Genomic DNA, 23315 nt, shown 5'->3' on the forward strand with positions numbered 1-23315 from the left:
CTTCCAGCTTTAACGTGCACAAGGAAAAGCAGTCTCATGCGAGAATGAGGTGTGATTCGATGCGGCACGCATGTGGAATACTGAAGACGGAGTGAACGAAGTGACCGTTTGTGATGCGAAGGGAACAGGCCACAAAGGGGGGCATTAAAATGGCATGGCCCCTGTCGCTGGACATTGTGGAAGTGGCAAGCGTTTTGTCGTCCGTCGGTACACTTGCCATTGCGGTGACGTCATGGTACCAGATTCACCGCGCGAACCAGGAGACATTTTACCCCATCGTTGCGATCGACGACATCGGACAAACATCCTGTGGAGTTTGGGAAATTGCCATGAAAAATTACGGGACTGGGCCTGCGCTAGAACTTAAACTTGCCATTCAGAGCGACGACGGGTGTACGGCAATTCCGCCCATCGTCAGCGGCAATCGCGTTACGGGGCTTCATTTGGCGCCCAATGAGCAAAAAACCATACAATTTTCGATGGACGAAAGTCGTCTAGAGCATCGCGCAAACCCATTCAGGAAGCGAGAAGCACTTCGCATTTCATACCGCTGCATACGGGGACGTAGGCATGAGTTGTTCACCGAGTTGCCAGAAGAACTTGAGTCAAATCTATAAAGAAAGCGCAGGCCAGCATCGGCCTGCGCTGTTGTTGGATTCAACTTATTTCGAGATCCAGATATAGTTGAGAAGCGGATATCCGGTCGTCGGGTTCATATACTGCGATGTCGCATTGTGTACATTGGGAGCCACAACGCCTAAGGAAGCAGCCGAGTTGTTCCATAGAACCGGGACCTGCTCAGACACATATTCCTCGTACTTGAAGAAGTTTTGTTGAGATTGAGCTGCGGACGCAGCCGGCTCATTCGTCTTCTTAATCAATTGGTCAAGTGTCGGATTGTCGTATCCGAAGTTATCCAGGCCGCCTGGCTCAAACAGCTGTTCTCCAGACGGATACGATCCGCCATACGTAATTCCAGTACCTGCAGCGGCAGCCCACTTACTGGGTTCCTTCGAATTGCTCATAATGCCAATTTCTTGAGCAAACTCCTCAGGCTTGAGATTGACAACAACACCGATCTGCTGCCAATCTTGCTGAATCAACTCTACCATTTGTGTCGTCGAAGGAGAACCAGATGGATACATGAGATCAAACTCAAGCTTTTGGCCGTTCTTCGTCATGACTCCATTCTGCAACGTCCAGCCATCAGACTCCAGCAGTTGTTTGGCCTTGCTCAAGCTGAATGGGAACAGCGGCTTTTGCAGCTTTGGATCCAAGAACACCGTTTTCGGAGTTGCCGGAATCGGTCCATACTGCGGCGGTGCATAACCGTGGTAAATCTCTTTGTCAATGGTGTTCTGGTCAATTGCATATTCAAGGGCTTGACGGACCTTCAAGTCTGAGAATGCCGAATACAAAGGTGACCCCTTCAACTGATTCAGTTCCACGAAGTAGTAGCCGAAGTTGTATCCTGGAACGATACTGTCGCCGACTGACGTAAGGGCTTGCCGCGATCCCCACTGTGCCGGGTCCAAATAACCGAGGTTGATGGCACCTGTTTTCAGCGCAGAAAACTCCGCATCAGAGGACGCTTCATACTGGAAAATCACCTTATCGAGCGTGCTCTTGTGCCCACCGAACGTCGGGTTCGGTACGAGTACCCAAGCCTGACTGCTCTTTGCACTTTGCAACTTGAATGGACCATCTACGACCTTAAAGAATGTCGGATTGGTAGCTTCCTTGCCCAGGTACGTAATCTCTTGATTCATATTGGAAGGATACTTATTCCACGCGTGCTCTGGGAGAGGCGTCAACTGACCAATGCCATTGTAAATGAACCATTGCTGGTTCACTGGCTTTTTCAACGTGATGGTGACTGTGTACTTACCCGTAGCGACGACACTCTTCACGTTGTCAGGTACGCCACCCGAACCCGCATTATAATTCGGCCAAGGCGCCGGAGCCTTCGGATTGTCGGTTGCCTTAATCAGATTGTAGTCCCACACGACATCCTGCGCTGTGACGGGTTGCCCATCGGACCATTTCCAATTCTGTTTAAGTTGAATCGTGAACACTGTACCGGTCGCGTTATACGTGATTTTATTAGCAAAGCTGTCCGCGTAGTCAATCCCATACTGATTATTAATGTATATGACGCCCGGATACATTTGCATAAATAGCTGTGCGTTGTAGAGGCTCGCGTTTTGTGAGTTTTCAATCGGCAAATACCATGTGATGTTCGTGGCAGGTGGCAATGCGTATACAAGTGTACCGCCTTTTTGCGGAGCTACCGTAGCTGCGGCCCCGACCGAAGTTGCTTTGTTTGCCGAATTGCTGTTTTGCGCCGGCGCGGACGCACAACCGGCCACAACTCCGGCAGCCAAGACTGCGGACATTCCAAATGCGCCTGCAAGGTGACGCTTTTTCATTTCTTGCTACCCCCTTGATGTTTCTGTACGAACGATACAAACCTTTAATAGTGACTGAATTGGCGGTTTGTCCTCTCGCACCCCACCTTTTGATCCATCGCCACATCTGCGCTGAACCATCCGAATTAACTGATTATTTGTTGTATAGTGAAATGATACGTATGTTTGATAAGTTTGTAAAGATATTCACACGCCGTTTCAAACCGTCAAACAGGCTGATATATACGCTAAAAATGCTGATTTCGCGCGGATTTCAGGGGGAACGGGAAGTGGGAAACGCATTTTAAGAATTCTCTTACAAAGTCGGGTACTGTGGTTGTCTGGAAGGAAATATAACAAATTAACTCAAAAAAGCGGCGAATGGACATGATATTCTCTGTCCATTCGCCAGACATTTCACTTGTGTTGTTAGGATGTACTTACAAGTTATCAAAGCTGATGCGCGGATCGACGAGACTATACAAGATGTCTGCCAACAGGTTTCCGACAATTGTGAGTACCCCAAGGAACATGGTCACACCAAGCAGTACAGGATAGTCGAGCGTGCCCGTGGCATTCCAGTACAACAACCCCATCCCTGGATAGTTGAAAATCTCTTCGATGAAGAGTGCGCCAGCGAACAACCCCGGGAACGACAGACCAAACAGCGTAATCTGCGGCAAGATGGAATTTCGCAACACATGTCGGAACATCACTTGCGATTCGCGCAATCCCTTGGCCCGTGCGGTACGGACATAATCGAGAAGAAGCGTTTCGCGAACAGAGGAACGCATATAACGCGAGTAGCCTGCCAAGGTGATTAATGTCAAGGTTGCCGCCGGCAGTACGAGGTGGTGAAGCCAGTCCGCAAATCCTGGATTCTGATCCTGTGGATTCACCACTCCGCCTGAAGGGAACCAGTGCAAATCAATGGCAAAGAAGATGACGAGCAAAATACCCAGCCAGAAAGACGGCATCGAATAGAAGAAGTAATTGAGAACCGAAACGATATGATCGACAATCGAGTTCTCAAAATACGCCTGAATCGTTCCGATGGCCATCGCAAACAGCTGTGCGAAGACGGTTGAAATCAACACTAACGACAGCGTGGTTGGCAAAGCATGCACAATCAGTGAGGTGACCGGTTCACTGTAGTTGTACGAATAGCCCAAATTCCCGCGAACGAGATTGCCAAGCCAGATTAAGTACTGCATATAAAGCGGTTTGTTCAAACCAAGCGATGCGGACAGTGCGGCCGCGCGCTGCGCCGTATAGTGCTGGCCAAGCATAATGCGCACCGGGTTGCCTGGTACGATGTGAAGCAGAATAAACGAGATAATGGAGATGCCAAGCAACGCTGGAATTGCCTCCATAATACGGCGAACAATATAACTGAGCAACGCGATTCACCTCGATTCATCGAACCTGGCCGCGCAGTAATCGCTTGGCCAGGTCAAATTGATGTTCAATCCGTACGCGTGTCCAGTGCGTGACGGAGGCCATCGCCGACAAAGTTGACACAAAGTTCCGCAATCAAAATCAGTATCCCAGGTGGATACGTAAGCCACCAAGCATTCTGGAAGATGTAGTTCATCGAAGCCGACAAATCGGCACCCCAGTTCGGAGCCGGTGGTGGCAAACCTAGTCCCAAGAACGATAGACCTGCAATGTTGAGAATCGAGTCAGCAACCGCAAATGTCGTTGTAACCAAAACCGTGCCAATAAAGTTGGGCACAAGGTACTTCAACATTAAGCGCCAGGTGCGCACACCTGAGAGTAAAGCTGCTTCGACATACGTTTCATTTTTAATCTTGAGCACTTCGCCGCGGACGATACGGCTGACCCCGAGCCAACTGGTCGCCGCCAGGACGAAAATCATCAGGCCGACATTCGGTTTAAACGTCGCGTTCAAAAAGAGCAGAATAAAGATACTTGGGATTGACAACAAGATGTCGACGATACGCATGAGCACCATGTCAACCCAACCACCGACAAGTCCACTGACCATCCCGTATAGGGTACCAAATGCCATCGCGACAAACGCCGACAAGAAGCCGACTTCGAGCGATGCCTGTCCGCCAACCATCATGCGTGCAAGCACATCGTGTCCGGCGTCATCCGTACCCAGTGGGTGAGCCCAACTTGGCGGCTGTAACAGGGCTGTGAAGTCGCCATGTAGCGGATCCACATGATAAATCATCGGCCCAATGAACGAGAATGCGAACAACAGCACGATGCCAATGAGGCCAATCGCGCTCATCGGATAGCGCCAGAACCGCTTCCATGTACGCCACCGATTTGACTGCGCCTTCGGTGTAACAGTGGCTTTGTTCACCTCGGTTTGTGTTACCACGGCTGCCCCTCCTTCCTCATCCAGCGATCCGCATCATGTGCGGATCGCCATCGTCATTTTGCGTCTTGACACCGACGCGATAATCACTTGGACATCCAAATATAGTTAAAGAGAGGATACTCGGTCGTCGGATTGAGATATTCAGGCGTCGCATTATGAACGTTCGGAGCTGCCACCGAGAGGCTCGCCACGGCGTTGTTCCACAACACCGGTACCTGCTTCGAGACGTACTCTTCATAAGCAAAGAACGCCTGCTGCGACGCTGCCTGCGAAGCCGAAGGTTCGGTCGTCTTGGCAATCAGCTTATCGAGCGTCGGATCATTGTATCCAAAGTTGTCGAGGCCACCTGGCTCAAACAACTGTTCACCGGATGGGTACGATCCGCCATAGGTGATGCCGGTACCGGCCGCTGCTGCCCACTTGCCAGGTTGACTGCTGTTGTTCATGATGCCAAATTCCTCGGCCAGTTGTACAGGCTTCAATGTAACCACTACGCCAATTTGCTTCCAATCTTGTTGGATGAGCTCCATCATCTGCGTCGTGGACTCTCCACCCGTCGGATACATCAGCTCAAACTTCAGTTGCTGGCCGTTCTTCGTCATGACGCCGTTTTGCATCTTCCAACCGTCGGATTCGAGCAACTGCTTGGCCTTGTTTAAATTGAACGGGAACAATGGCTTAGCTAGTTTCGGATCCAAGAAAACCGTCTTTGGCGTCGCTGGAATTGGCCCGTACTGTGCCGGAGCATACCCATGGTAAATCTCATTGTTGATAGTATTTTGATCAATTGCGTACTCCAGGGCTTGACGCACCTTTACATCGCTGAACGCAGCATACATCGGTGATCCTTTTTGCTGGTTCAACTCGATGAAGTAATACCCGAAGTTATACGCAGGTGTAATCACGTCGCCTGCAGAAGTCAGGGCATCCTTCGAGCCGTATTGCGAAAGATCCAAGTACCCCAGGTTGACGTTACCTGTTTTTAAGGCGGAGAACTCCGCGTCTGAAGAAGCCTCATACTGGAAAATCAGCTTATCAAGCGTACTCTTATGTCCGCCAAAGGTCGGATTCGGCACGAGTGTCCATGATTGACTGCTCTTCGCACTTACAAGCTTGAACGGTCCATCCACAACCGTGAAAAATGAAGGATTCGTGGCCTCTCTGCCCAAGTATGCAATCTCTTGGTTCATGTCGTTCGGGTACTTGTTCCACGCATGTTCCGGCAGAGCCGTCAACTGCCCAATGCCATTGTAGATGAACCACTGCTGGTTCACGGGCTTATTGAGCGTAATGGTCACAGTGTAAGGATTCGTCGCCACAACACTCTTCACGTTGGCCGGAACCCCGCCCGAACCGGCGTTGTAATTGGGCCATGGCGCTGGCGCGTTTTTGCTATCCGTCGCCTTGATCAAGTTGTAGTCCCACACAACGTCATTAGCAGTCACCGGTTTACCATCAGACCATTTCCAGTTCTTTTTCAAGGAAATGGTGTACACAGTTCCCGCAGGATTGTACGTGATCTTATCCGCAAAGCTGTTGTTATAGTCGACTTGGTACTGATTATTGATGTAGATCACGTTCGGATACATCTGCGTAACGAGTTGAGCATTATAGATGCTCGCGTTACCCGCATTTTCGATGGGTAAATACCACGTGATGTTGGTCGACGGCGGCAATGCGACAACCAGAGTTCCACCTTTTTGAATCTTGGCAGGTCCCGTTGTCGTATTGCCTGCGCCGTTCCCGGTTGCTGGGGCAACCGGGGACGAATTGTTGGCGGCCGCGCCGCACCCTGTTAGGGTAGCAACAGACAGCGCAGTCGATAAAGCAAGTAATGCAGCAACGTTTTGTTTCTTCACTGAAGTTCCCCCTCTGATGTCAAACCCTCGCCGCATTAGGATCCCGAAGTCCGAGCCTGTTCATGCACTGGCACTGGCAAGCGCGCAAGCCATGCGCAAGACCTTGCCTCAACCATGCAAATGACAAGCCACCCAGTGCTCGGGGTGAACCATCACGGGCTTAGGCATCTGCGAGCGACACACATCCATCGCGCGCGGACAGCGTGTGTGGAAGGGGCAACCAGTTGGCGGGTTCGCTGGACTTGGAACATCCCCTTGCAAAATGATGCGCTCGCGTCGTTTCACGCGCCGCGGCTCTGGGGCAGCCGACAGCAGCGCCTGCGTATACGGGTGCAACGGATCAGCGTAAAGCGAAGATTTCGGTCCGTTTTCAACCATGTGACCGAGATACATCACCCCGACGCGATCGCTGATATGCCGTACGACCGCTAGGTTGTGAGAAATAAAGAGATATGCAAGATTAAATTCGTGCTTCAAGTCCATAAGCAGATTCAATATCTGCGACTGAATCGACACGTCGAGAGCTGAAACAGCCTCGTCCGCGACGATGAGCTTGGGGTTCAAAGCAAGTGCGCGAGCGATCCCGATACGCTGGCGCTGGCCACCCGAAAACTCGTGTGGAAAGCGCGTGATGTCCGTGCGCCGTAAGCCAACCGTGTCAAGGAGTTGCGCGGCGCGTTCAAATGCGTCGTCACGCGACAGTACCTTATTGACAATAAGCGGCTCTGCAATGCTTTCCCCTACACTCATCTTCGGGTTCAGCGAAGCATACGGATCCTGAAAGACCATTTGCGCATGCCGACGACTCTCGCGCAGCGCCGCGCCCTTGGCGTGGGTAATATCCTTGCCGTCAATCAAAATCTTGCCATCGGTTGGCGTCGTCAGCCGCATGATCATGCGCCCTGTCGTCGACTTTCCGCAACCGGATTCACCGACGATCCCGAGCGTTTCACCAGGCTTGACGTCAAAAGAGACCCCATCTACCGCTCGCACATGACCGATGGTGCGCTTAAAAACGCCTGAACGGATAGGAAAGTACTTTTTTAAATCTTTCACTTCCAACACATACTGGCTCATCGTACCCCTCCTTTCTTCATGAAACGAGATCGCAACGAACCAGATGGCCCGGTGCTACTTCACGCAGCTCTGGCGCTTTTTCAAAGCAAGATGGCTGCGCCAATGGACAGCGCTCCGCAAAACGACAACCTTTCGGGAAGTTCGCTGCGCTTGGAACGGTGCCCGGAATGGAGTAAAGAACGTCTTTGTCCTCTTCGAGCGACGGAATGGAATCCATCAGCGCTCGGGTGTACGGATGCTTCGGCTGTTCGAACACCGTATCGGCGTCGACACTCTCGACCACCTGACCAGCGTACATGACGACGACATGATCCGCCATGTCGGCGACGACGCCGAGATCGTGAGTAATCATGATGATGGCCGTGCCAGTCTCATCGCGCATCTTCTTCATGAGCTCCAGAACCTGCGCTTGAATGGTCACGTCGAGCGCCGTTGTCGGCTCGTCCGCAATCAGCAGCTTGGGCTCGCAGATCATAGCCATCGCAATCATCACGCGCTGGCGCAGACCGCCTGACAACTGGTGTGGAAACTCGTGAATAATTTCATTGGCGCGCGGCACACCGACAAATTTCAGCATTTCGACAGCCTTGTCCAAAGCCTGGCGCTTGTTCATGCCGCGGTGGCGGATCAAAATCTCGCTGATCTGCGTTCCAATCGTCAGAACGGGATTAAGTGCCGTCATGGGTTCTTGGAAGATCATCGAAATCTCACTGCCACGCATGTCGGCCATCTCGCGATCACTCAGTTTCAGGAGATCTTTCCCATCAAACAAGATCTCACCGTTAACAATCTTGCCGCGTGGCTTTGGCACAAGGCGCATGATGGACAGTGATGTCATGCTCTTGCCGCAGCCTGACTCGCCGACGATGCACACAATCTGCCCCTTTTGGACGTCGATGTCGATTCCGTCGACGGCGCGCACCTCTGCGTGTTTGCTTACGAAATACGTCTTTAAATCGCGAATCGCGAGGAGCGGTTCCGCCATTGTCATGCCCCTCCCATCTCTCGGTTTCGGCAATGTCATGTCAAGTTTCGGAGTCTGTATTAAGAAATATCATAATTGCATGTCAGATTCCGAAAAATTGATAGAAGATTCGTTGGTATAGCGCAAATTTTAGCTGCGGCACAAGGGCTTGTAAAGGCGAGTGAAATCCACGCGATTCACGATTTTCCAGCGAATATGGACAAAAATCGCGCGTTGACGCCCTTTTTGCACAGGTACAAAGGAAGCTAAGAATTCTCTTATTTTCACACACCACGGCAGTAAATCTTACATATCGTGACGATACCAACCAGGATGCGTCATTCCATCCCTCCCTTGCTTCGAGCGTCCTTCAAGCTGAGCGTGTACAATAACAATGGACGACCATCGCCCGCTTGTGGTGACAGGAGGGTACACATATGCGCATTTTATTGGTGGAAGATGAAGCGCGGCTCGCCTCCGCGCTCAAACAATTGCTCAAAGAAAATCAGTACGCCGTCGATACTGTGCATGATGGCGACTCCGGATACGACTTGGCACTTACAGACAGCTACGACATCGTCATCCTCGACATCATGCTACCCAAGATGAGCGGCATCGACATTCTCCGGGGCATGCGCGAGAACGGGGTGCAGACCCCTGTGTTGCTTCTCACCGCCAAAGACACGGTCGAAGACCGAGTCACTGGTCTGGACGCGGGTGCTGATGACTATCTTGTCAAACCATTTGACAACAAAGAATTGCTCGCCCGCGTGCGCGCACTGTCGCGCCGTACAGGGCAATTCAGCGGCTCTGACGCCATCGAAGCTGGTCCGTTTCGCCTTGATTTTAGCACCCGTACTGTAACGCGCAACGGGGAAGCGTTGGCGCTGACGGCTAAGGAGTTCCAACTGCTCGAACTGTTCATGCGGAATCAAAACAAAGTGCTGTCCAAAGAGATCATTCTCGACCGCGTATGGGGACCTGATGCCGATGTGATTGGCAATGCCGTGGAAAACTACGTCCATTTCCTGCGCAAAAAGATCGACGAATCAGGTAAACCATCGTACATTGCCACCGTTCGCGGTGTCGGCTATCTGTTTCAACCCGACGCTTCCGAAGCGCGCTGATGATTGCCCCGCCGAGAAAGGAAGTGCCCTTTGTTTAGGCGACTTAGTCTTCGTTTGACGATGCTCTCCGTCGTGCTTTTGGTTGTACTCTATACCATCACGTCGGTCGCCGTATACACGACCATTCGTAGCTTCGTCATGCGCAGCGTCGATTTTGGCCTGCGCGAAGCCGCCTACCGCGTGATGAACACAGCCGTACTTACAGGTATTCCGAGCTTCGGATCCACAGGTTCACCGCAAATCTACTTCTTACTTGTCGAGAACGGAAGTTTTAGCACGATACCAGATGCGTCACTCGCCGCTCATGTGAAAGCGCGGCTTGATACCGTAAAAAATGATCAAGAATTTCTCAACTACACATTTGCGGGCGAGCACTATCGCATCTTTTATGTTCAATTGCCGACTTCGGGAGGCGGCTCTCCCTATTTGGCAACGCTACTCGATGATTCGCAAACCGTTCATGTGTTGAGTGAGTTGCAATCGGTGATTATTCTCGTCGGCGCGTTCGGCATGCTCGGGGCCGCGCTTGTCGGATTTATTTTGTCGGATCGCATGTTGCAGCCGATTCGCCGCGCCTGGCAGCGACAGTTGGAGTTCGTCGCCGACGCGTCGCACGAACTGCGCACGCCGCTCGCCGTCATTCAATCGAATTTAGGTATCGTGATGGAACACACAGATCAATCGGTGGAGGAGAATTTGGAGTGGCTGAACAACGCGCATGGCGAGGCGAGACGACTGGCCAAACTGGTACAGGATTTGCTCACCCTCGCCCGCTCCGACTCCGAGCGCATGCCCATCGACCGCAAGCCGCTTGACCTGCGTGACCTGTTGCTGCACATTCAGGATCTCTACGAAACCATTGCCGATATGAAAGGCATTCATCTAACTGTCCGAGCCAATGAACCGCTTGTTATACTCGGCGATCGCGATCGACTCCATCAGTTGCTGGTCATTTTGTTGGACAATGCGGTCAAGTTTACCGATGAGGGTGGCGAGATCGAGTTGGCGGCAACGCGCAGCCGCAACCATGTGACGCTTTCTGTCCGCGACACGGGATTAGGCATTGCGAAGGAGCACTTGGATCGCGTGTTTGACCGCTTCTTTACCGTCGATCCGTCGCGATCGCGCGAGCAGTCGAGCAAAGGCACTGGGCTTGGGCTATCCATTGCCAGGTGGGTCGCAGAAGCGCACGGCGGGCGCATCGGTATCTGGAGCGACGGCCTCGGCAAGGGGACGACAGTGCGCGTCGAGTTGCCCTTTCATCCGAAGCGAACGACCGCACTCAGCGTGGGTGATCCGCAAGAGCCGTCTAACAACGGACGCAAACGCCCTGTGTAGTCCAATATGAACCGAGAAAGTCGACCAACGACCGCTTGGCTTTGGCGCTGTCAAACGGTCGTTGCAGCCTTTCTTCTAGCGTGCTGGCAGTCTCGGGTTGGACGTCGATGGCGGCGCCCGCGTACCCATAGAAGCGATTGATAGCGGAAATGGCTGCGCCGATGTCGAGATCGATCGCGATGCAAGCATGGGCGAGAACGTATCCGGGATGGCGAGACGTTGTGCCGGCTAACCCCCCGCGCCACGCCTGTGCAGTGCCAACGATTTTCTTACCATCGACTTGGACGTTGTAGCCACCATCGCAATAGCTTCCTGGGACCTCACCTGTCGAGGCGGATAGCCCAAGATGGATAAACCAGTCGATCAGTGGCTGGCAGAGCAACCTGTAATATGCATCCGTGGTGGCTTTCTCGTGCTGCCGCGGAAAGATGATCGACATGTTGAGCATGCCGCTGCCATGCGGCACTGCGGTGCCGCCCGTCGACCGGACGAAAATGGGCCAGCCTTCGTCCGCCATGGCGTTCATCGCGAATTCCCCGTTTGCACCTGCGACGTCCCGTCGGCTGACGACCAGTCCTTGCACAGGCGCATGCCGCCATACACGCACAGTGGGGCGACGCGCACCTTGCGCGACTTGTTTAGCAATTTCGTCATCATACAGAATATTGTTCAGTGGATGCAAAGCGAATTCGTCCGTCACTATGTCTAATTCGGTCGGCAGCAATACTCGCCAGTCCGTGATGCTCATGATGTCACTCCCCGCTCTTCTCTCCATCGATGTGCATGGTGCGCAAAGTCGGCAATAAAATCATGACGGTAGTCCCGCGGCCTTCACGACTGCGGACATAAATTTTTCCTTGATAAGCCTCTATTAACTGCTTGCTGATGGCAAGTCCCAAGCCTGAGCCCTTGCCCGTCGCCCGTGCCGCATCGCCGCGATAAAACCGTTCAAAGATGTGCGGGAGCACATCTGCGGGTATCCCTTCGCCGTCGTCGCTGACCGATATCCGCACCATCGGGCCTTCCTCGCGGGCAGCAAGTTCAAGCCAGCCCCCTTCCTTCGTATGGCGCATCGCGTTGTCGATAAGGCCGACCAGCACCTGACGAAGCCTGTCCTGCTCGATAGCAACCCGAGTCCCTGGCGTCAAATGGACGTGTGCTTCGATGTCCAAATCCGGGCGTAAAACCGACGCATCTTCGCCCAATCGGACAAACAGCTCCTCTAGACCCCGTTGATCCAGGCCCTCGGTTACAGGCGGCAATTTCTGCTCCTCGAGACGCGACATCGTCAGAAGTTGGTCGACCAACTTCTGAAGCCTTTCCACCTCAAGGACAATGTTGCGTACGGCTGGCTCCCAAACGCGCGCGTTCTGATGTCCCCAACGGCGTAGCAGATTTGCGTGTCCAGCTACAATCGCCAAAGGCGTCCTCAATTCGTGCGACGCATCTGCCATGAATCTGCGCTGCTCTTCGACAGCGTCATCGATGCGGTCCAACAACTGATTGAGCGACTGTTGCAGCGACGCAAGTTCTGGTGGCAGTCGGTCAAACCGAAGGCGGCCAGCGCGCCGCCACTCGACTTGTTGTATCCCAGCCATCAGGCGTTGCAGTGGTTGAAATCCCCTGCGCAACAACACGTACATACCACTGGCAAACAAGCCGATCACAGCCACATCCATGATGACAAACACGCTTAACATGTGAAAGGTGTCCTGGCGCAAAGGGTCCGTCAGGCTATAAATCGCCAGCACACCGCTGGCGCCATTTTCAAAATGAACGCCTTCGGTCAGCGCGATCACGCGGTGAAATCCGCTGGCGTCGCGCCACTTATACGGGTAACTCCATTCTGGCTTGGAGAAGTCCTGTCCCTGTGGCTGAGCAGGCACGCGGTTGACAATTTGTTGTACGATGTCACTACTAAAAACCGGACTGTTGATTTGGAACAAGACGTTGCCCTCGTTATCCGTCAGACGGATCACCGAGTCTGTCACGGCGACATATCGATCCCAACTCGTCGTCACCGTTTGTTGTGCCAACTGGTCGACGCCTTGGCCAAGTAACGTCGCCATCTCAAGCTCCATTACGCGCTTGTACGAGTTTAAGCTGGCCGCCGAGAACGCCGTCATAAAGACGGTAGTAAAGACAATAAAGACAACAGCGCACCAACATGTGCTCCAACGCAGCAAAGACGCCTGTGTACTACGGCGACTCATCATGCACCTCAAGCCGATAGCCTTGGCCACGCACGGTTTTAATGTACTTTCGCTCCGGGTCCAGTTTTTGACGCAGATAACCAATATACACGTCGACGACATTCGTATCTCCCGGTGTGTGGAATCCCCACACACGTTCCAGCAAATCGTTGCGCGAACACGTTTGATTGACATGCCGCAAAAGGTAGACTAACAAATCGTACTCGCGCGCCGTCAAGTCGACGTCCTGCCCGCGGTACACAACGCGATGAAGGTCCATTTGTACGGTGGTTTCGCCAAACCGAAACGTCGTGGATGACGCCTCATGTCGCCTCCGCAAGGCACGCATGCGTGCCCACAATTCTTCAATTGCAAACGGCTTCACAAGATAGTCGTCGGCGCCAGCGTTAAGCCCGTCGACACGATCCGCCACCGACCCACGAGCGGTCAACATAATCAAAGGGACATTCGAGAACATGCGAACAGCTTGGCACAATTCGATTCCGTTCATGCCAGGCAACATGATATCGACAAGCAGTAGGTCATAAGGATGCTCGCGCGCGAGCGCAAGCCCTGACTCCCCATCCGGTGCGACATCAACTGCCACACCTTGCAACTCTAGTTCCAACGTCAAAAATTCGATTAATCCGGGCTCATCTTCGACTAACAGCACGCGCATTGCCAATCACCCACTTCATCTTACCGCAATTCGCGACCCGGTGCTTCTGACCGTGCGGCGAGCCACGAAACAAAGGCCTGTGCTGCTTGCGGCATCGTTGTGTGCTTGCGTACGACGAGTGTGACGGTACGCGCACCGAGATCGACATCGATGAGATTGACCGTACACAATCTCTTTGCTTGCACGTCCTCCGCAACGGCCGGCCATGGCACGATGGCTAGTCCCATCCCCGCCTGTACAAAGCGGCTCATCGCTTCCAAACTGTCGGTCTCCATAAGCGGTAAAGCCGGATCCGCAACACCCATGCGCGTAAACGTATCATGAACCAACTGCCGTAAACCAGACTCTGGATGCATCACGACCATCGGTTGCTGAGCGAGATCGCCCAATGTACAAGCGCATCCAGCAAGTGGGTGGCCAGACGGCGCCACGACGACCAACGCGTCTCGCCAAAGCGGCGTCATCACGAAATCGTCGCTACTGGCAGGCGGCGTCGTGACGATGGCGGCATCGACCGTTCGCGCTTGCAACCGCTCCATGGTCAATTTGGACGATCCGGTGACAACCTGAAAGCGTACACGCGGATGTTGCTCCGCATATTGCGCGAGAATAGAAGGCAACCGATATAAAGTGGGTGACAGCCCAGCGCCAATGCGAATAAGACCTGCGCTCGGATCGGCAAACTCGCGTAGCTCTTCCTGTAAGCGCACTTCAAGTGTCTGCAGCTCCGAAGCAAACGCATATACGCGTTCACCTGCGCCAGTGAGAGTCAACCGTTTGCCAGAGCGATCGAATAACGGTGCCCCAAGTCGCCGTTCCAACTGCTGCAACTGACGCGTTACCGTCGGCTGTGTGGTATGTAACACACGCGCTGCGTCAGACAACGTCTGATGCTCGACAACGGCAAGCAAGGTTCGATATAAAACATCCAATGTTTCATCACCCATACATAAATCGTATCAAAACAATACACATCATTCATTTTACACATATCCAAAAGAGACGTACACTGAAGCATGTGAAAGCGATTCGAGGAGGTCATCCGATGTTTCACGCGGTGGTTGGAGCACAGTACGGCGACGAAGGCAAGGGCAAAATGGTCGACTATTTGGCTGAGTCCGCAGACATCGTTGTTCGCTATCAAGGCGGCGGCAATGCCGGTCATACAATCGTTAATGAGCACGGAAAGTTTGCATTGCACCTGGTGCCCTCAGGCATCTTTCACAAACATACGATCTCGGTGCTCGGGGCGGGTGTCGTTCTCCACCCAGGGCAATTGGTGCAAGAACTTGCGACCTTGCAGGACGCGGGGATTGACACCAGCCGCTTTATGATTTCCGAACGCGCCCACATGGTTCTGCCCTATCATCTGTGGCAAGACAGATGGGAAGAAGAACAGCGCGCTAAGAAGGTCGGTACAACACTGCAAGGGATCGGCCCAGCCTACCAAGACAAAGTCGGTCGCTTTGGCCTGCAGATAGGAGAACTCCGCGACGTGGAGCGCCTCCGCGAACGCCTACAAGCTGCATACCAAGCCAAGTTAGCGCGCATCCCCGCACTCGCAAACTACGGGACGTGGGACGATGTATGGTCTACCTTGATGGAAGCACGCAATCAGCTACTGCCCTTTATTGCGGATACGACACCGCTGTTGTACGAAGCTTACAAGCAAGACAAACATGTGGTGTTTGAAGGACAGCTTGGCATCATGCGCGATCTCGATTGGGGGGTCTACCCGTTTGTCACCTCGTCCAATCCCATAGCCGGTGGCATTGGCGCAGGTGCCGGTGTACCGCCAACTGCTATTCGTAGAATCACCGGTATATCCAAGGCGTACACGACTGCAGTCGGCGAAGGCCCGTTCCCGACGCAATTGCACGACGAATACGGTCGATATTTGCAGGACAAAGGTCATGAGTATGGAGCTACGACGGGCCGCCCTCGCGCCTGCGGCTGGCTCGACATCCCATCGCTGCGATACGGCGCTTGGGTCAATGGCTATACGGAACTCGCCTTAATGAAGCTGGATGTCCTGTCGGGCCTGGATGAAGTTCGCGTCGGAATCGCCTATGACAAAGGTGGATCGCGTTATGAATGGCCCTTGCCCGCTTATGACATGGAACACGTCACGCCAGTCTACGAGTCCCTACCGGGCTGGCATGAGGATATATCCACTTGCCGCCACTTTGACGAGTTGCCGGCGAACGCCCGAGCGTTTGTGGAGCAAATTGAGAACTGGGTCGGTGTTCCCATCCGCTACATCAGCGTCGGACCGGACCGGGCACAGACCATCGTGCGAAACTAATCCGCCTCATCACTGCAACAACGAACTCTGGGCCAGCCTACTGGGCTGGCCTTGAAGCGTTTCCATGGGAGTGGCAATTGCCCCGAAATTCTCTTGCAAATTCCTCAAAACTCAGGCTATATATTTAGTAGATCGGCTCATATCACGAGAGGGTTGGACAACATGAGAAAGCGTATTCATAGGGCGTTTTGGCCTACTTTTGCGGCTGGCATCGCCCTCGCCGGCACCACCTTCGGTTCTTGGTCAAATTCTCCCACGTTTTCAGCATCCCGAATCCATCAAAGACCTGCGAGTGTAGGTGCGGCCAATTTGGCGGACAGCGGCCAGAACGCTCCAAGCCACACGGCGGATCCGTCACGCATTTCCTATGCTTATTCGCCTGTACCTGCCGACTCCAGCATGGTGCGGTTCGAAGCCTACGGCAGCGGCGTCACAAACGGAGACATTCAGCGCGCCGAGGCCATCCTTAGTCGCGTCCACTCCGTCAGTCGCATCAGCAACTTTCTCGGTCTGCGCATGCATAAACCGGCGACGGTCTATCTAGTCAACAACGCGTCTTCGTACGCAAAACTATTGCAACAAATTGGTGTATCGCAGGGCGATGCCAGTAGCCTCTCTCAGGATTCGAACGGTTTTACCTTACGTAGCACGGTGATTATCCCGCTGTTTCAGAATACAAGTGATTACGATCTCGCCAATACGTTGACACATGAACTGACTCATGTGACCATCAATCAGAACATCTCGTATCTGCCGAGTTGGATGAATGAGGGCATGGCCGTCTATATGGGATTTAACGGCCAAAAGGCGATTGAGCCGCAGGCAGAATTCGAGGGTGACGAGCGCGAATACGCCGAGGATATACTCGACGTTGTGCAATCCGGATCTCTTGTGCCCTTATCCAACGACGAAGCAGCCATTTTGTCAGGATCCGAGACCTATGATTACGAACTTCAAGACTGGCTCGCCATCTGTGACCTGATCTCGAAGTTCGGGATATCCTCGATTGCAAAACTGGCCAACAACCTGACACACGAAAATCCGGATCAGGCATTTCAGTCTGCATTCGGAGAGACAGTTCCGTCCTTTAACGCCAGCTTCACAAAGCAGCTTCAAGCTGCGGTCAGGGCGAAGACAAAGGGCGCATCGTTAAATGTGACCATTCCTCCGGGATTTCACGGTACGCTTCAGTTTCTGTCACCCAATCGTGCCAAGTACGACGCTTTGAGTGCATCCCCAGGAAACTACAATATTAAATGGAACGTGAATGGAGGCCTCGCAAGCGTTCTGCCTACCGCGACGCCACTCAAGAATGCGCAGTCACCGGATCCATCTTCCGCGTACCTGTGGCTGACATCGTCACATAAATTGGTTTATCAAAATAAGACCGTGGCGGACTGCGGATTTCGGTTTGACTACCAGTTTGGTTTATATGCGTTTGAAAACGCTTGGATAGACTTTACCAATGGTCAAGTTGCATATGTGAATCAACCGTCGCTCTTCGGTGTCACGATTCAGGATGTAACGGAAATCGCACCATCCGACCCACTTTTGCCTATTCTGCGTGCGGAATGGGCTTGAACCATCTGATTCCTAACCGGTGAACGGGGACTGAACCCTCGAGGCTCAGCCTCCGTCGCCTTTCGGATAACCCCAACCTTAACCACATCACCCATATTCGCTCCAAGGCACCCTACTTTTTACCTACACCTTTACAAAGTCTTCACAATCCGCATATGCCTTCTTCACAATTGAGGCGTAACATTCACTTCGGAATACATCGACCACAATCGAAATGGTGCAAACTGTATCAGTGTTCATCGAAACATTGACAACCAAGACTCACTTATAAGCAAAGGAGCGACCACTGTGTCCGTCAATTCCAGCGTTCTAGAGGCTTTTGACGAAAGCAAGCTCAATTCATTTCATTGGAAAACCATTTTGACGGCAGGAATGGGCTTTTTCACTGATGCTTACGACCTGTTTATCATCGGGACGGTTACCGCTATTTTGACACCGATGTGGCACCTGACCACGACGCAGTTGTCGATACTCAATAGTACTTCCTTGGCAGCTGCAGCACTCGGAGCCTTGTTTTTCGGCAAGCTGATGGATTTGCTTGGTCGTAAGGCAATGTACGGAATCGAAGTCGCCATGCTGGCCGTGGGCGCCATTTTATCCGCATGTGCACCGTCCTTCATCTGGCTCGTCATTTTTCGATTCATTGTTGGCCTTGGCGTAGGTGGTGACTACCCAACCAGTTCGGTGATTATGACTGAGTATGCGAATCGAAAAAACCGTGGATTTTTGGTGACGATGGTATTTGCGATGCAGGGTCTTGGGCTTTTAGCGGGACCTTTAGTCGCTTCCCTTTTGCTGTCACTCGGCATTCCACATGCCGTTGCCTGGAGGCTGATGCTGGGACTCGGTGCAATCCCCGCCGCATCCGTCATCTATTTGCGTCGGAAAATGCCTGAGACGCCGCGCTATCTACTCGCCGTCAAACAGGACGCCAGCCAAGCCGCTAACGTCGCATCACACCTGACAGGCCAGCGTGTCGCCGGCGGATCTTGGAATGGTACGGTTGCAAAGCAAAGTATGTGGAGTCGCAAACATGTCATTCGACTGATTGGCACGGCAGGCAGTTGGTTTTTAATCGACGTCGCATTTTACGGCAACAGCGTCTCATCGCAACTCATTTTGAAAGCTTTGCTCCCACACGCAGCTCTGGTGACGACAACCCTTGTGGCAACAGCTATTTTCCTTGTCGCAGCGGTTCCTGGTTATTTCGTGGCCGCTGGTCTCATGGATAAAATCGGCCGCAAAACGATTCAAAGTGTCGGTTTCGTCGTGATGGCCTGTGCGTATGCGGCAATTTTCTTCGTACCGACCATCGCGAAGTTGCCGATTGTGTTCCTGATTGTCTACGCGATTAGTTACTTTTTTATCGAATTCGGACCGAACACCACGACATTCCTCGTTCCGTCGGAAGTATTCCCGACCAATCTGCGCGGAACGGCGCATGGCATGTCTGCCGCGGGTGGCAAAATTGGAGCCTTTCTCGGTGCATTCGTCCTGCCTGGCATTCTCAAGGCGTCAGGGCTCAATGTCACGATGGGCATGCTGGCAGGCGTGGCTTTGTTGGGAGCCGTGCTGACAATGGTGGCCGTACCCGAAATGAAACAGCGTTCACTCGAAGACAACGAAGAGATACACCACTCAGCAACCTCGACATCACCGCGGCACAGTGTGAGCTAACGACGAGATCGTTTCACCATGTAAAGACAAGGTGCATCGGATTTTGATGGAGGGATTGTACGTTGAATTCGAGGGCGAAGGATACGGTACAAGGCACGGCGTGGGACGGACTGGCGGTTTTATGCGAACGACAGCGATTGCGCATTGTCGAGGCGTTATCAAACGGCGAACGCTGTGCAGCAGAATTAAGCGCCACCTTAGGTATCCGCCAGAACACACTGTCACATCACATCAAGGTGCTACGCGACTACGAGTTGATCCGCGTTCGCCGCGATCCGGATGACCAACGATGGCTGTACTACAGCATCAACGAAGCGAAGCTGAGACGGCTGGGGCACACCTTAATGCGCTTGGCGGACAACGCAAGGTCGGCGGAAGAGACAGTTGAGCGACCAAAGGCAGCGACAACATAATCCATTCAAAGTAAAGGCCTTGGCGAACCAATCGCCAAGGCCTTTTTATAGGTGCCGTCGATAACGACGGCACCGACAGGTCATGTCTGAAATTGGCTTACATCTTTGACCCAATGTAAGAAGCAAGGTCGACGACACGGTTCGAATAGCCCCATTCGTTGTCATACCAAGCGACGACCTTTACCATATCGTCGATGATCATCGTGGATAGGCCATCGACCGTCGAAGAATGCGCATCTCCATTGTAATCGTGGGAAACGAGAGGAAGCTCATTGTACGCCAAGATGCCCTTTAGCGGACCTTCAGCAGCCGCCTTCAACGCACCGTTAACCTCTTCAATCGTCGCCGTCTTCTTCGTCTGTGCCGTAAGGTCGACAATCGACACATTCGGTGTCGGCACGCGCATAGCCATGCCGTTTAGGCGTCCCTTAAGGTGCGGTAACACGAGACCGACAGCCTTGGCAGCACCCGTAGAAGTTGGGATGATGTTCAATGCAGCGGCACGAGCACGGCGCATGTCCTTATGCGGCAGATCGAGAATCCGTTGGTCGTTGGTGTACGAGTGAACCGTCGTCATCAAACCTTTGACGATCCCGAACGTGTCGTCGATTACCTTCGCAACCGGCGCCAAGCAGTTGGTCGTGCAGGATGCGTTGGAAATGACGTGATGGTTCGCCGGGTCGTACACTTCGTGGTTTACACCCATGACGATGGTCACGTCTTCGTTTTTCGCCGGAGCCGAAATAATAACCTTCTTCGCTCCACCTTGCGTGATATGCACTTCGGCCTTGTTCTTATCCGTAAAAATACCCGTCGATTCGATCACGATTTCGACGCCGGCATCGGCCCATCGAATCGCGCCCGGATCGCGCTCAGCGAATACTTTGACCGTCTTGCCCGCAACGATAAGCTGATTGCCCTCCGCCCGAACGTCTTCAGCCAAAACGCCGTGTACAGAGTCGTACTTTAACAGCGCCGCCAGCGTCTCTGCGTCCGTGAGGTCGTTTACAGCCACAATTTCGATGTTCGGGTTGTTGAGTGCCGCACGAAACACGTTACGTCCAATGCGACCGAACCCGTTAATGCCTACTTTCACTGCCATGTTCGATTCTCTCCTCACATGTCTAATTCGGATTTCATTTGCAGCAGTCTGCGTGCAGCTCCCTCGTCCGTCACCAAGACATCGATGCGATACGCCTGCGCGACCGCAGCAATGGCCTGAGCTTTGCTCGCGCCCCCTGCGACGGCAACCACCAGGCGAGAGCGGTCGACATCCGTCAACCGTAAGCCGATGGTTTGCATGGCGTACACGACTTCGCCGTAGGCGTTGAAATAATGTCCGAAAGCCTCGGCCTTTGCTGCCCGCTCGGTCAGCAATGCCAATTCGGCGTCGCTGGCGTGCCGCCTTCGCGCCATTGCCAAGGCGTCACCGATGCCGTGCACGACAACCGTCGCGGATCGAATGACGGGCAATCGCTGCTGAATGTACGGATCTTCCAGCAATTGTTCCAACGCCTTTTGCGATAAGCTGTCCGGAATGTGCAACATCACCGAGCGACCACCGAGCTTTTCAGCGAGTTCCGCCGCGATCGTGTTCGCCTGGTAGGCCACCGTTTCACCCACTGTGCCGCGCGCCGGGACGACTTGAATATCGCGCAGCCCGGAACGAACCGGCGCCGATTTTGCCAAGGCTGCAACCGTCGTACCACCCGTGACGGCGATCACGTCGCCATCGCGAATCGCGTCGATCAGTAGCTCCCCCGCGCTGGAGCCTATGCGCTCCGTCACCCATGGCTCCACATCGCTGTCTCCCTCGACGACGATCACGTTGGCGACAGCAAGCGCCTGCGAAAGCCGCCAAGCTAAGTCCGACCGACCTGCGAGGGCGGCCGCAACTGGCTCCAACTGACGCAATAGAGTCAGTCCTTCGGTCGACAGTGTGACGCCCGACGTAGACGTAAGCAGCAGCCCTTGTTGCTTAAGCGCATCCAATTCGGAGCGCAGGGTCCGCTCCGACTGACCCATCGCCTGTGCCAAGGCCCGCCGCCCAATGGGTGCAAGGGCGTTGACTCGCTGTAAAATCCGCAAACGATTCTGTAACACACCCATCAGTTCTGGAACGATCCGCTGCACCGCCGCCCAATCCGTCGTCTCCATAGCGCTTCTCCTCAACATGCCGCCCATGGTTCACGGGTCGGTACGTCACCGGGACATCTTCAGTCCCTGCGATCCAAATATCGTCCCATCACTTGTAGTGTAGCGTCTTTGCCAAGGTTGCGCAATGCCTACCAAATCGCCATTCATATCTTCCGCAACTGCACCTCTTGTACCTGATGTCCCTCTCCTTTATGTAAGATTAACTGCGCACGAGGTTTGGTGGGCAGTATGTTTTCCCGTAAATTTTTCGCATTGATCTCTTCCCAGATACGCGAGGCCGTCGCTTCAGCTTCCACATCGGTCAGCGATGCATAACGGTGAAAATACGACTCTGGATTGCGAAACGCAGTTTGTCTTAATGTGAAAAAGCGCGTGATGTACCATTCGCGGATTAGGTTCTCAGGCGCATCGACATAGATGGAGAAGTCGAAGAAGTCGGACACAAAGATGTTCATTGGCCTCTGCGCATGGCTGGCGGCCGACGTCTGCAGGACATTGAGCCCCTCTAAAATGACGATATCAGGTTGACGAACTACGATTTTTTCGGTCGGGACGATGTCGTAGGCAAGATGTGAATACACTGGAGCCTCGACAATTGGTTTTCCAGACTTAACATCCGCCAAAAATTGAATAAGCCGCCGCGTGTTGTAGCTCTCCGGAAATCCTTTGCGGTGCATGATACCGCGGCGCTCCAATTCGGCATTTGGAAACAGAAACCCGTCTGTCGTAACGAGATCCACTTTCGGATGATTAGGCCAGCGCGACAAGAGCGCTTGTACGATGCGAGCAGTGGTGCTTTTGCCGACGGCAACACTTCCCGCAATCCCGATGATATAAGGGACCTTCGTTCCGGTATGGCCGAGGAACTTGTGGGTCGCTTCGTACAGGCTTTGTGTCGCACCCACGTACAGGTTTAATAGCCTTGATAAAGGAAGATAAATGTCCTCGACTTCAGCGAGTGACACGCGTTCGTTGATTCCATGCAGGCGCGCCAAATCTTCCTCCTGCAACAAAAGCGGCGTGGAAGCGCGCAATTGTCGCCACTCCTCACGCGAAAACGAGATAAAAGGGCTAAAGCGATTCGCCTTGGAGACCCGTTCTTGTCCCATGATTCGCCTCCGATATGTGCCGCTTACCATGTTGAAGCCCGGCCAAAGAGCCGGGCTAGTGCAAAGTATACATGCT

Annotated in this window: 20 protein-coding genes; 7 read left to right on the plus strand and 13 right to left on the minus strand. The window is 53.3% G+C overall.

The genetic code is table 11. The annotated features are described in order from the left end of the window. The first annotated feature begins 149 nt into the window (after positions 1 to 149). Positions 150 to 617, plus strand: coding sequence for a hypothetical protein (locus BLU70_RS00995; protein WP_006448082.1), 468 nt, complete (start codon positions 150 to 152; stop codon positions 615 to 617). Between the two features lie 45 nt (positions 618 to 662). Here BLU70_RS00995 and BLU70_RS01000 read toward each other — a convergent pair whose 3' ends face one another. The 6 genes from BLU70_RS01000 to BLU70_RS01025 form a co-directional block, all read right to left on the minus strand. After that, positions 663 to 2429, minus strand: coding sequence for a peptide ABC transporter substrate-binding protein (locus BLU70_RS01000; RefSeq protein WP_040290695.1), 1767 nt, complete (start codon positions 2427 to 2429; stop codon positions 663 to 665). 419 nt (positions 2430 to 2848) lie between these two features. After that, positions 2849 to 3808, minus strand: a complete 960-nt coding sequence (locus BLU70_RS01005; protein WP_040290698.1) for an ABC transporter permease — start codon at positions 3806 to 3808, stop codon at positions 2849 to 2851. A 65-nt stretch (positions 3809 to 3873) separates the two neighbouring features. Then, positions 3874 to 4761 carry an ABC transporter permease gene (locus BLU70_RS01010; RefSeq protein WP_006448085.1) on the minus strand — a complete coding sequence of 296 codons (888 nt, stop codon included), beginning with the start codon at positions 4759 to 4761 and terminating at the stop codon, positions 3874 to 3876. 83 nt (positions 4762 to 4844) lie between these two features. Beyond that, positions 4845 to 6620 carry a peptide ABC transporter substrate-binding protein gene (locus tag BLU70_RS01015; RefSeq protein ID WP_040290700.1) on the minus strand — a complete coding sequence of 592 codons (1776 nt, stop codon included), beginning with the start codon at positions 6618 to 6620 and terminating at the stop codon, positions 4845 to 4847. A 108-nt stretch (positions 6621 to 6728) separates the two neighbouring features. Beyond that, entirely contained in the window at positions 6729 to 7697 is a 969-nt protein-coding gene (locus BLU70_RS01020; protein WP_006448087.1) for an ABC transporter ATP-binding protein, read from the minus strand. Between the two features lie 16 nt (positions 7698 to 7713). Beyond that, complete coding sequence (locus BLU70_RS01025) at positions 7714 to 8682, minus strand: ABC transporter ATP-binding protein (protein ID WP_006448088.1); 969 nt, start codon at positions 8680 to 8682, stop codon at positions 7714 to 7716. 416 nt (positions 8683 to 9098) lie between these two features. Here BLU70_RS01025 and BLU70_RS01030 point away from each other — a divergent pair, with 416 nt between their 5' ends. Beyond that, on the plus strand, positions 9099 to 9788 hold the full coding sequence (locus tag BLU70_RS01030; RefSeq protein WP_074691271.1) for a response regulator transcription factor: 690 nt from the start codon (positions 9099 to 9101) through the stop codon (positions 9786 to 9788). 30 nt (positions 9789 to 9818) lie between these two features. Further along, positions 9819 to 11126 carry a sensor histidine kinase gene (locus BLU70_RS01035; RefSeq protein WP_232302113.1) on the plus strand — a complete coding sequence of 436 codons (1308 nt, stop codon included), beginning with the start codon at positions 9819 to 9821 and terminating at the stop codon, positions 11124 to 11126. Here the strand turns inward: BLU70_RS01035 and BLU70_RS01040 are convergent. From BLU70_RS01040 to BLU70_RS01055, 4 genes are read right to left on the minus strand one after another with little or no spacing between them, the layout of a single operon-like run. Beyond that, positions 11098 to 11874, minus strand: coding sequence for a lipoate--protein ligase family protein (locus BLU70_RS01040; RefSeq protein ID WP_074691273.1), 777 nt, complete (start codon positions 11872 to 11874; stop codon positions 11098 to 11100). The genes BLU70_RS01035 and BLU70_RS01040 overlap by 29 nt on opposite strands. 4 nt (positions 11875 to 11878) lie before the next feature. Beyond that, positions 11879 to 13339 carry a sensor histidine kinase gene (locus BLU70_RS01045; RefSeq protein ID WP_232302114.1) on the minus strand — a complete coding sequence of 487 codons (1461 nt, stop codon included), beginning with the start codon at positions 13337 to 13339 and terminating at the stop codon, positions 11879 to 11881. Continuing rightward, positions 13326 to 13997, minus strand: coding sequence for a response regulator transcription factor (locus BLU70_RS01050; RefSeq protein WP_006448094.1), 672 nt, complete (start codon positions 13995 to 13997; stop codon positions 13326 to 13328). The genes BLU70_RS01045 and BLU70_RS01050 overlap by 14 nt, the downstream gene beginning before the upstream one ends. Positions 13998 to 14017: 20 nt before the next feature. Next, positions 14018 to 14929 (minus strand): LysR family transcriptional regulator, encoded by a 912-nt coding sequence (locus tag BLU70_RS01055; RefSeq protein ID WP_237716513.1) that lies wholly within the window; start codon positions 14927 to 14929, stop codon positions 14018 to 14020. A 113-nt stretch (positions 14930 to 15042) separates the two neighbouring features. On the opposite strand from BLU70_RS01055, the gene BLU70_RS01060 reads away from it, so the two are divergent. The 4 genes from BLU70_RS01060 (at position 15043) to BLU70_RS01075 (ending at position 19973) form a co-directional block, all read left to right on the plus strand. Beyond that, positions 15043 to 16302, plus strand: a complete 1260-nt coding sequence (locus tag BLU70_RS01060; RefSeq protein ID WP_040290707.1) for an adenylosuccinate synthase — start codon at positions 15043 to 15045, stop codon at positions 16300 to 16302. Positions 16303 to 16464: 162 nt separating this feature from the next. Then, positions 16465 to 17883 (plus strand): hypothetical protein, encoded by a 1419-nt coding sequence (locus BLU70_RS01065; RefSeq protein WP_074691275.1) that lies wholly within the window; start codon positions 16465 to 16467, stop codon positions 17881 to 17883. A gap of 288 nt (positions 17884 to 18171) precedes the next feature. Beyond that, positions 18172 to 19560: an MFS transporter gene (locus tag BLU70_RS01070; protein ID WP_006448099.1), complete on the plus strand. Its 1389-nt coding sequence runs from the start codon at positions 18172 to 18174 to the stop codon at positions 19558 to 19560. Between the two features lie 62 nt (positions 19561 to 19622). Further along, positions 19623 to 19973, plus strand: a complete 351-nt coding sequence (locus BLU70_RS01075) for an ArsR/SmtB family transcription factor (protein ID WP_074691277.1) — start codon at positions 19623 to 19625, stop codon at positions 19971 to 19973. Between the two features lie 97 nt (positions 19974 to 20070). Here the strand turns inward: BLU70_RS01075 and gap are convergent, their stop codons facing one another. From gap to coaA, 3 genes are all read right to left on the minus strand, one after another. Continuing rightward, positions 20071 to 21075, minus strand: a complete 1005-nt coding sequence (gap, locus tag BLU70_RS01080) for a type I glyceraldehyde-3-phosphate dehydrogenase (protein WP_006448101.1) — start codon at positions 21073 to 21075, stop codon at positions 20071 to 20073. Positions 21076 to 21089: 14 nt separating this feature from the next. Further along, entirely contained in the window at positions 21090 to 22130 is a 1041-nt protein-coding gene (locus BLU70_RS01085; protein ID WP_006448102.1) for a sugar-binding transcriptional regulator, read from the minus strand. 143 nt (positions 22131 to 22273) lie between these two features. Then, complete coding sequence (gene coaA, locus BLU70_RS01090) at positions 22274 to 23239, minus strand: type I pantothenate kinase (RefSeq protein ID WP_040290709.1); 966 nt, start codon at positions 23237 to 23239, stop codon at positions 22274 to 22276. Positions 23240 to 23315 lie beyond the last annotated feature (76 nt).

This window comes from Alicyclobacillus hesperidum, from assembly GCF_900107035.1.
Taxonomy (GTDB): domain Bacteria; phylum Bacillota; class Bacilli; order Alicyclobacillales; family Alicyclobacillaceae; genus Alicyclobacillus; species Alicyclobacillus hesperidum.

Bases quoted from the DNA above. Each gene is read 5' to 3' on its own strand.
- BLU70_RS00995 (WP_006448082.1), top strand. From the start codon at position 150: ATGGCATGGCCCCTGTCGCTGGACATTGTGGAAGTGGCAAGCGTTTTG.
- BLU70_RS01000 (WP_040290695.1), bottom strand. From the start codon at position 2,429: ATGAAAAAGCGTCACCTTGCAGGCGCATTTGGAATGTCCGCAGTCTTG.
- BLU70_RS01020 (WP_006448087.1), bottom strand. From the start codon at position 7,697: ATGAGCCAGTATGTGTTGGAAGTGAAAGATTTAAAAAAGTACTTTCCT.
- BLU70_RS01025 (WP_006448088.1), bottom strand. From the start codon at position 8,682: ATGGCGGAACCGCTCCTCGCGATTCGCGATTTAAAGACGTATTTCGTA.
- BLU70_RS01030 (WP_074691271.1), top strand. From the start codon at position 9,099: ATGCGCATTTTATTGGTGGAAGATGAAGCGCGGCTCGCCTCCGCGCTC.
- BLU70_RS01040 (WP_074691273.1), bottom strand. From the start codon at position 11,874: ATGAGCATCACGGACTGGCGAGTATTGCTGCCGACCGAATTAGACATA.
- BLU70_RS01045 (WP_232302114.1), bottom strand. From the start codon at position 13,339: ATGAGTCGCCGTAGTACACAGGCGTCTTTGCTGCGTTGGAGCACATGT.
- BLU70_RS01050 (WP_006448094.1), bottom strand. From the start codon at position 13,997: ATGCGCGTGCTGTTAGTCGAAGATGAGCCCGGATTAATCGAATTTTTG.
- BLU70_RS01060 (WP_040290707.1), top strand. From the start codon at position 15,043: ATGTTTCACGCGGTGGTTGGAGCACAGTACGGCGACGAAGGCAAGGGC.
- BLU70_RS01065 (WP_074691275.1), top strand. From the start codon at position 16,465: ATGAGAAAGCGTATTCATAGGGCGTTTTGGCCTACTTTTGCGGCTGGC.
- gap (WP_006448101.1), bottom strand. From the start codon at position 21,075: ATGGCAGTGAAAGTAGGCATTAACGGGTTCGGTCGCATTGGACGTAAC.
- BLU70_RS01085 (WP_006448102.1), bottom strand. From the start codon at position 22,130: ATGGAGACGACGGATTGGGCGGCGGTGCAGCGGATCGTTCCAGAACTG.
- coaA (WP_040290709.1), bottom strand. From the start codon at position 23,239: ATGGGACAAGAACGGGTCTCCAAGGCGAATCGCTTTAGCCCTTTTATC.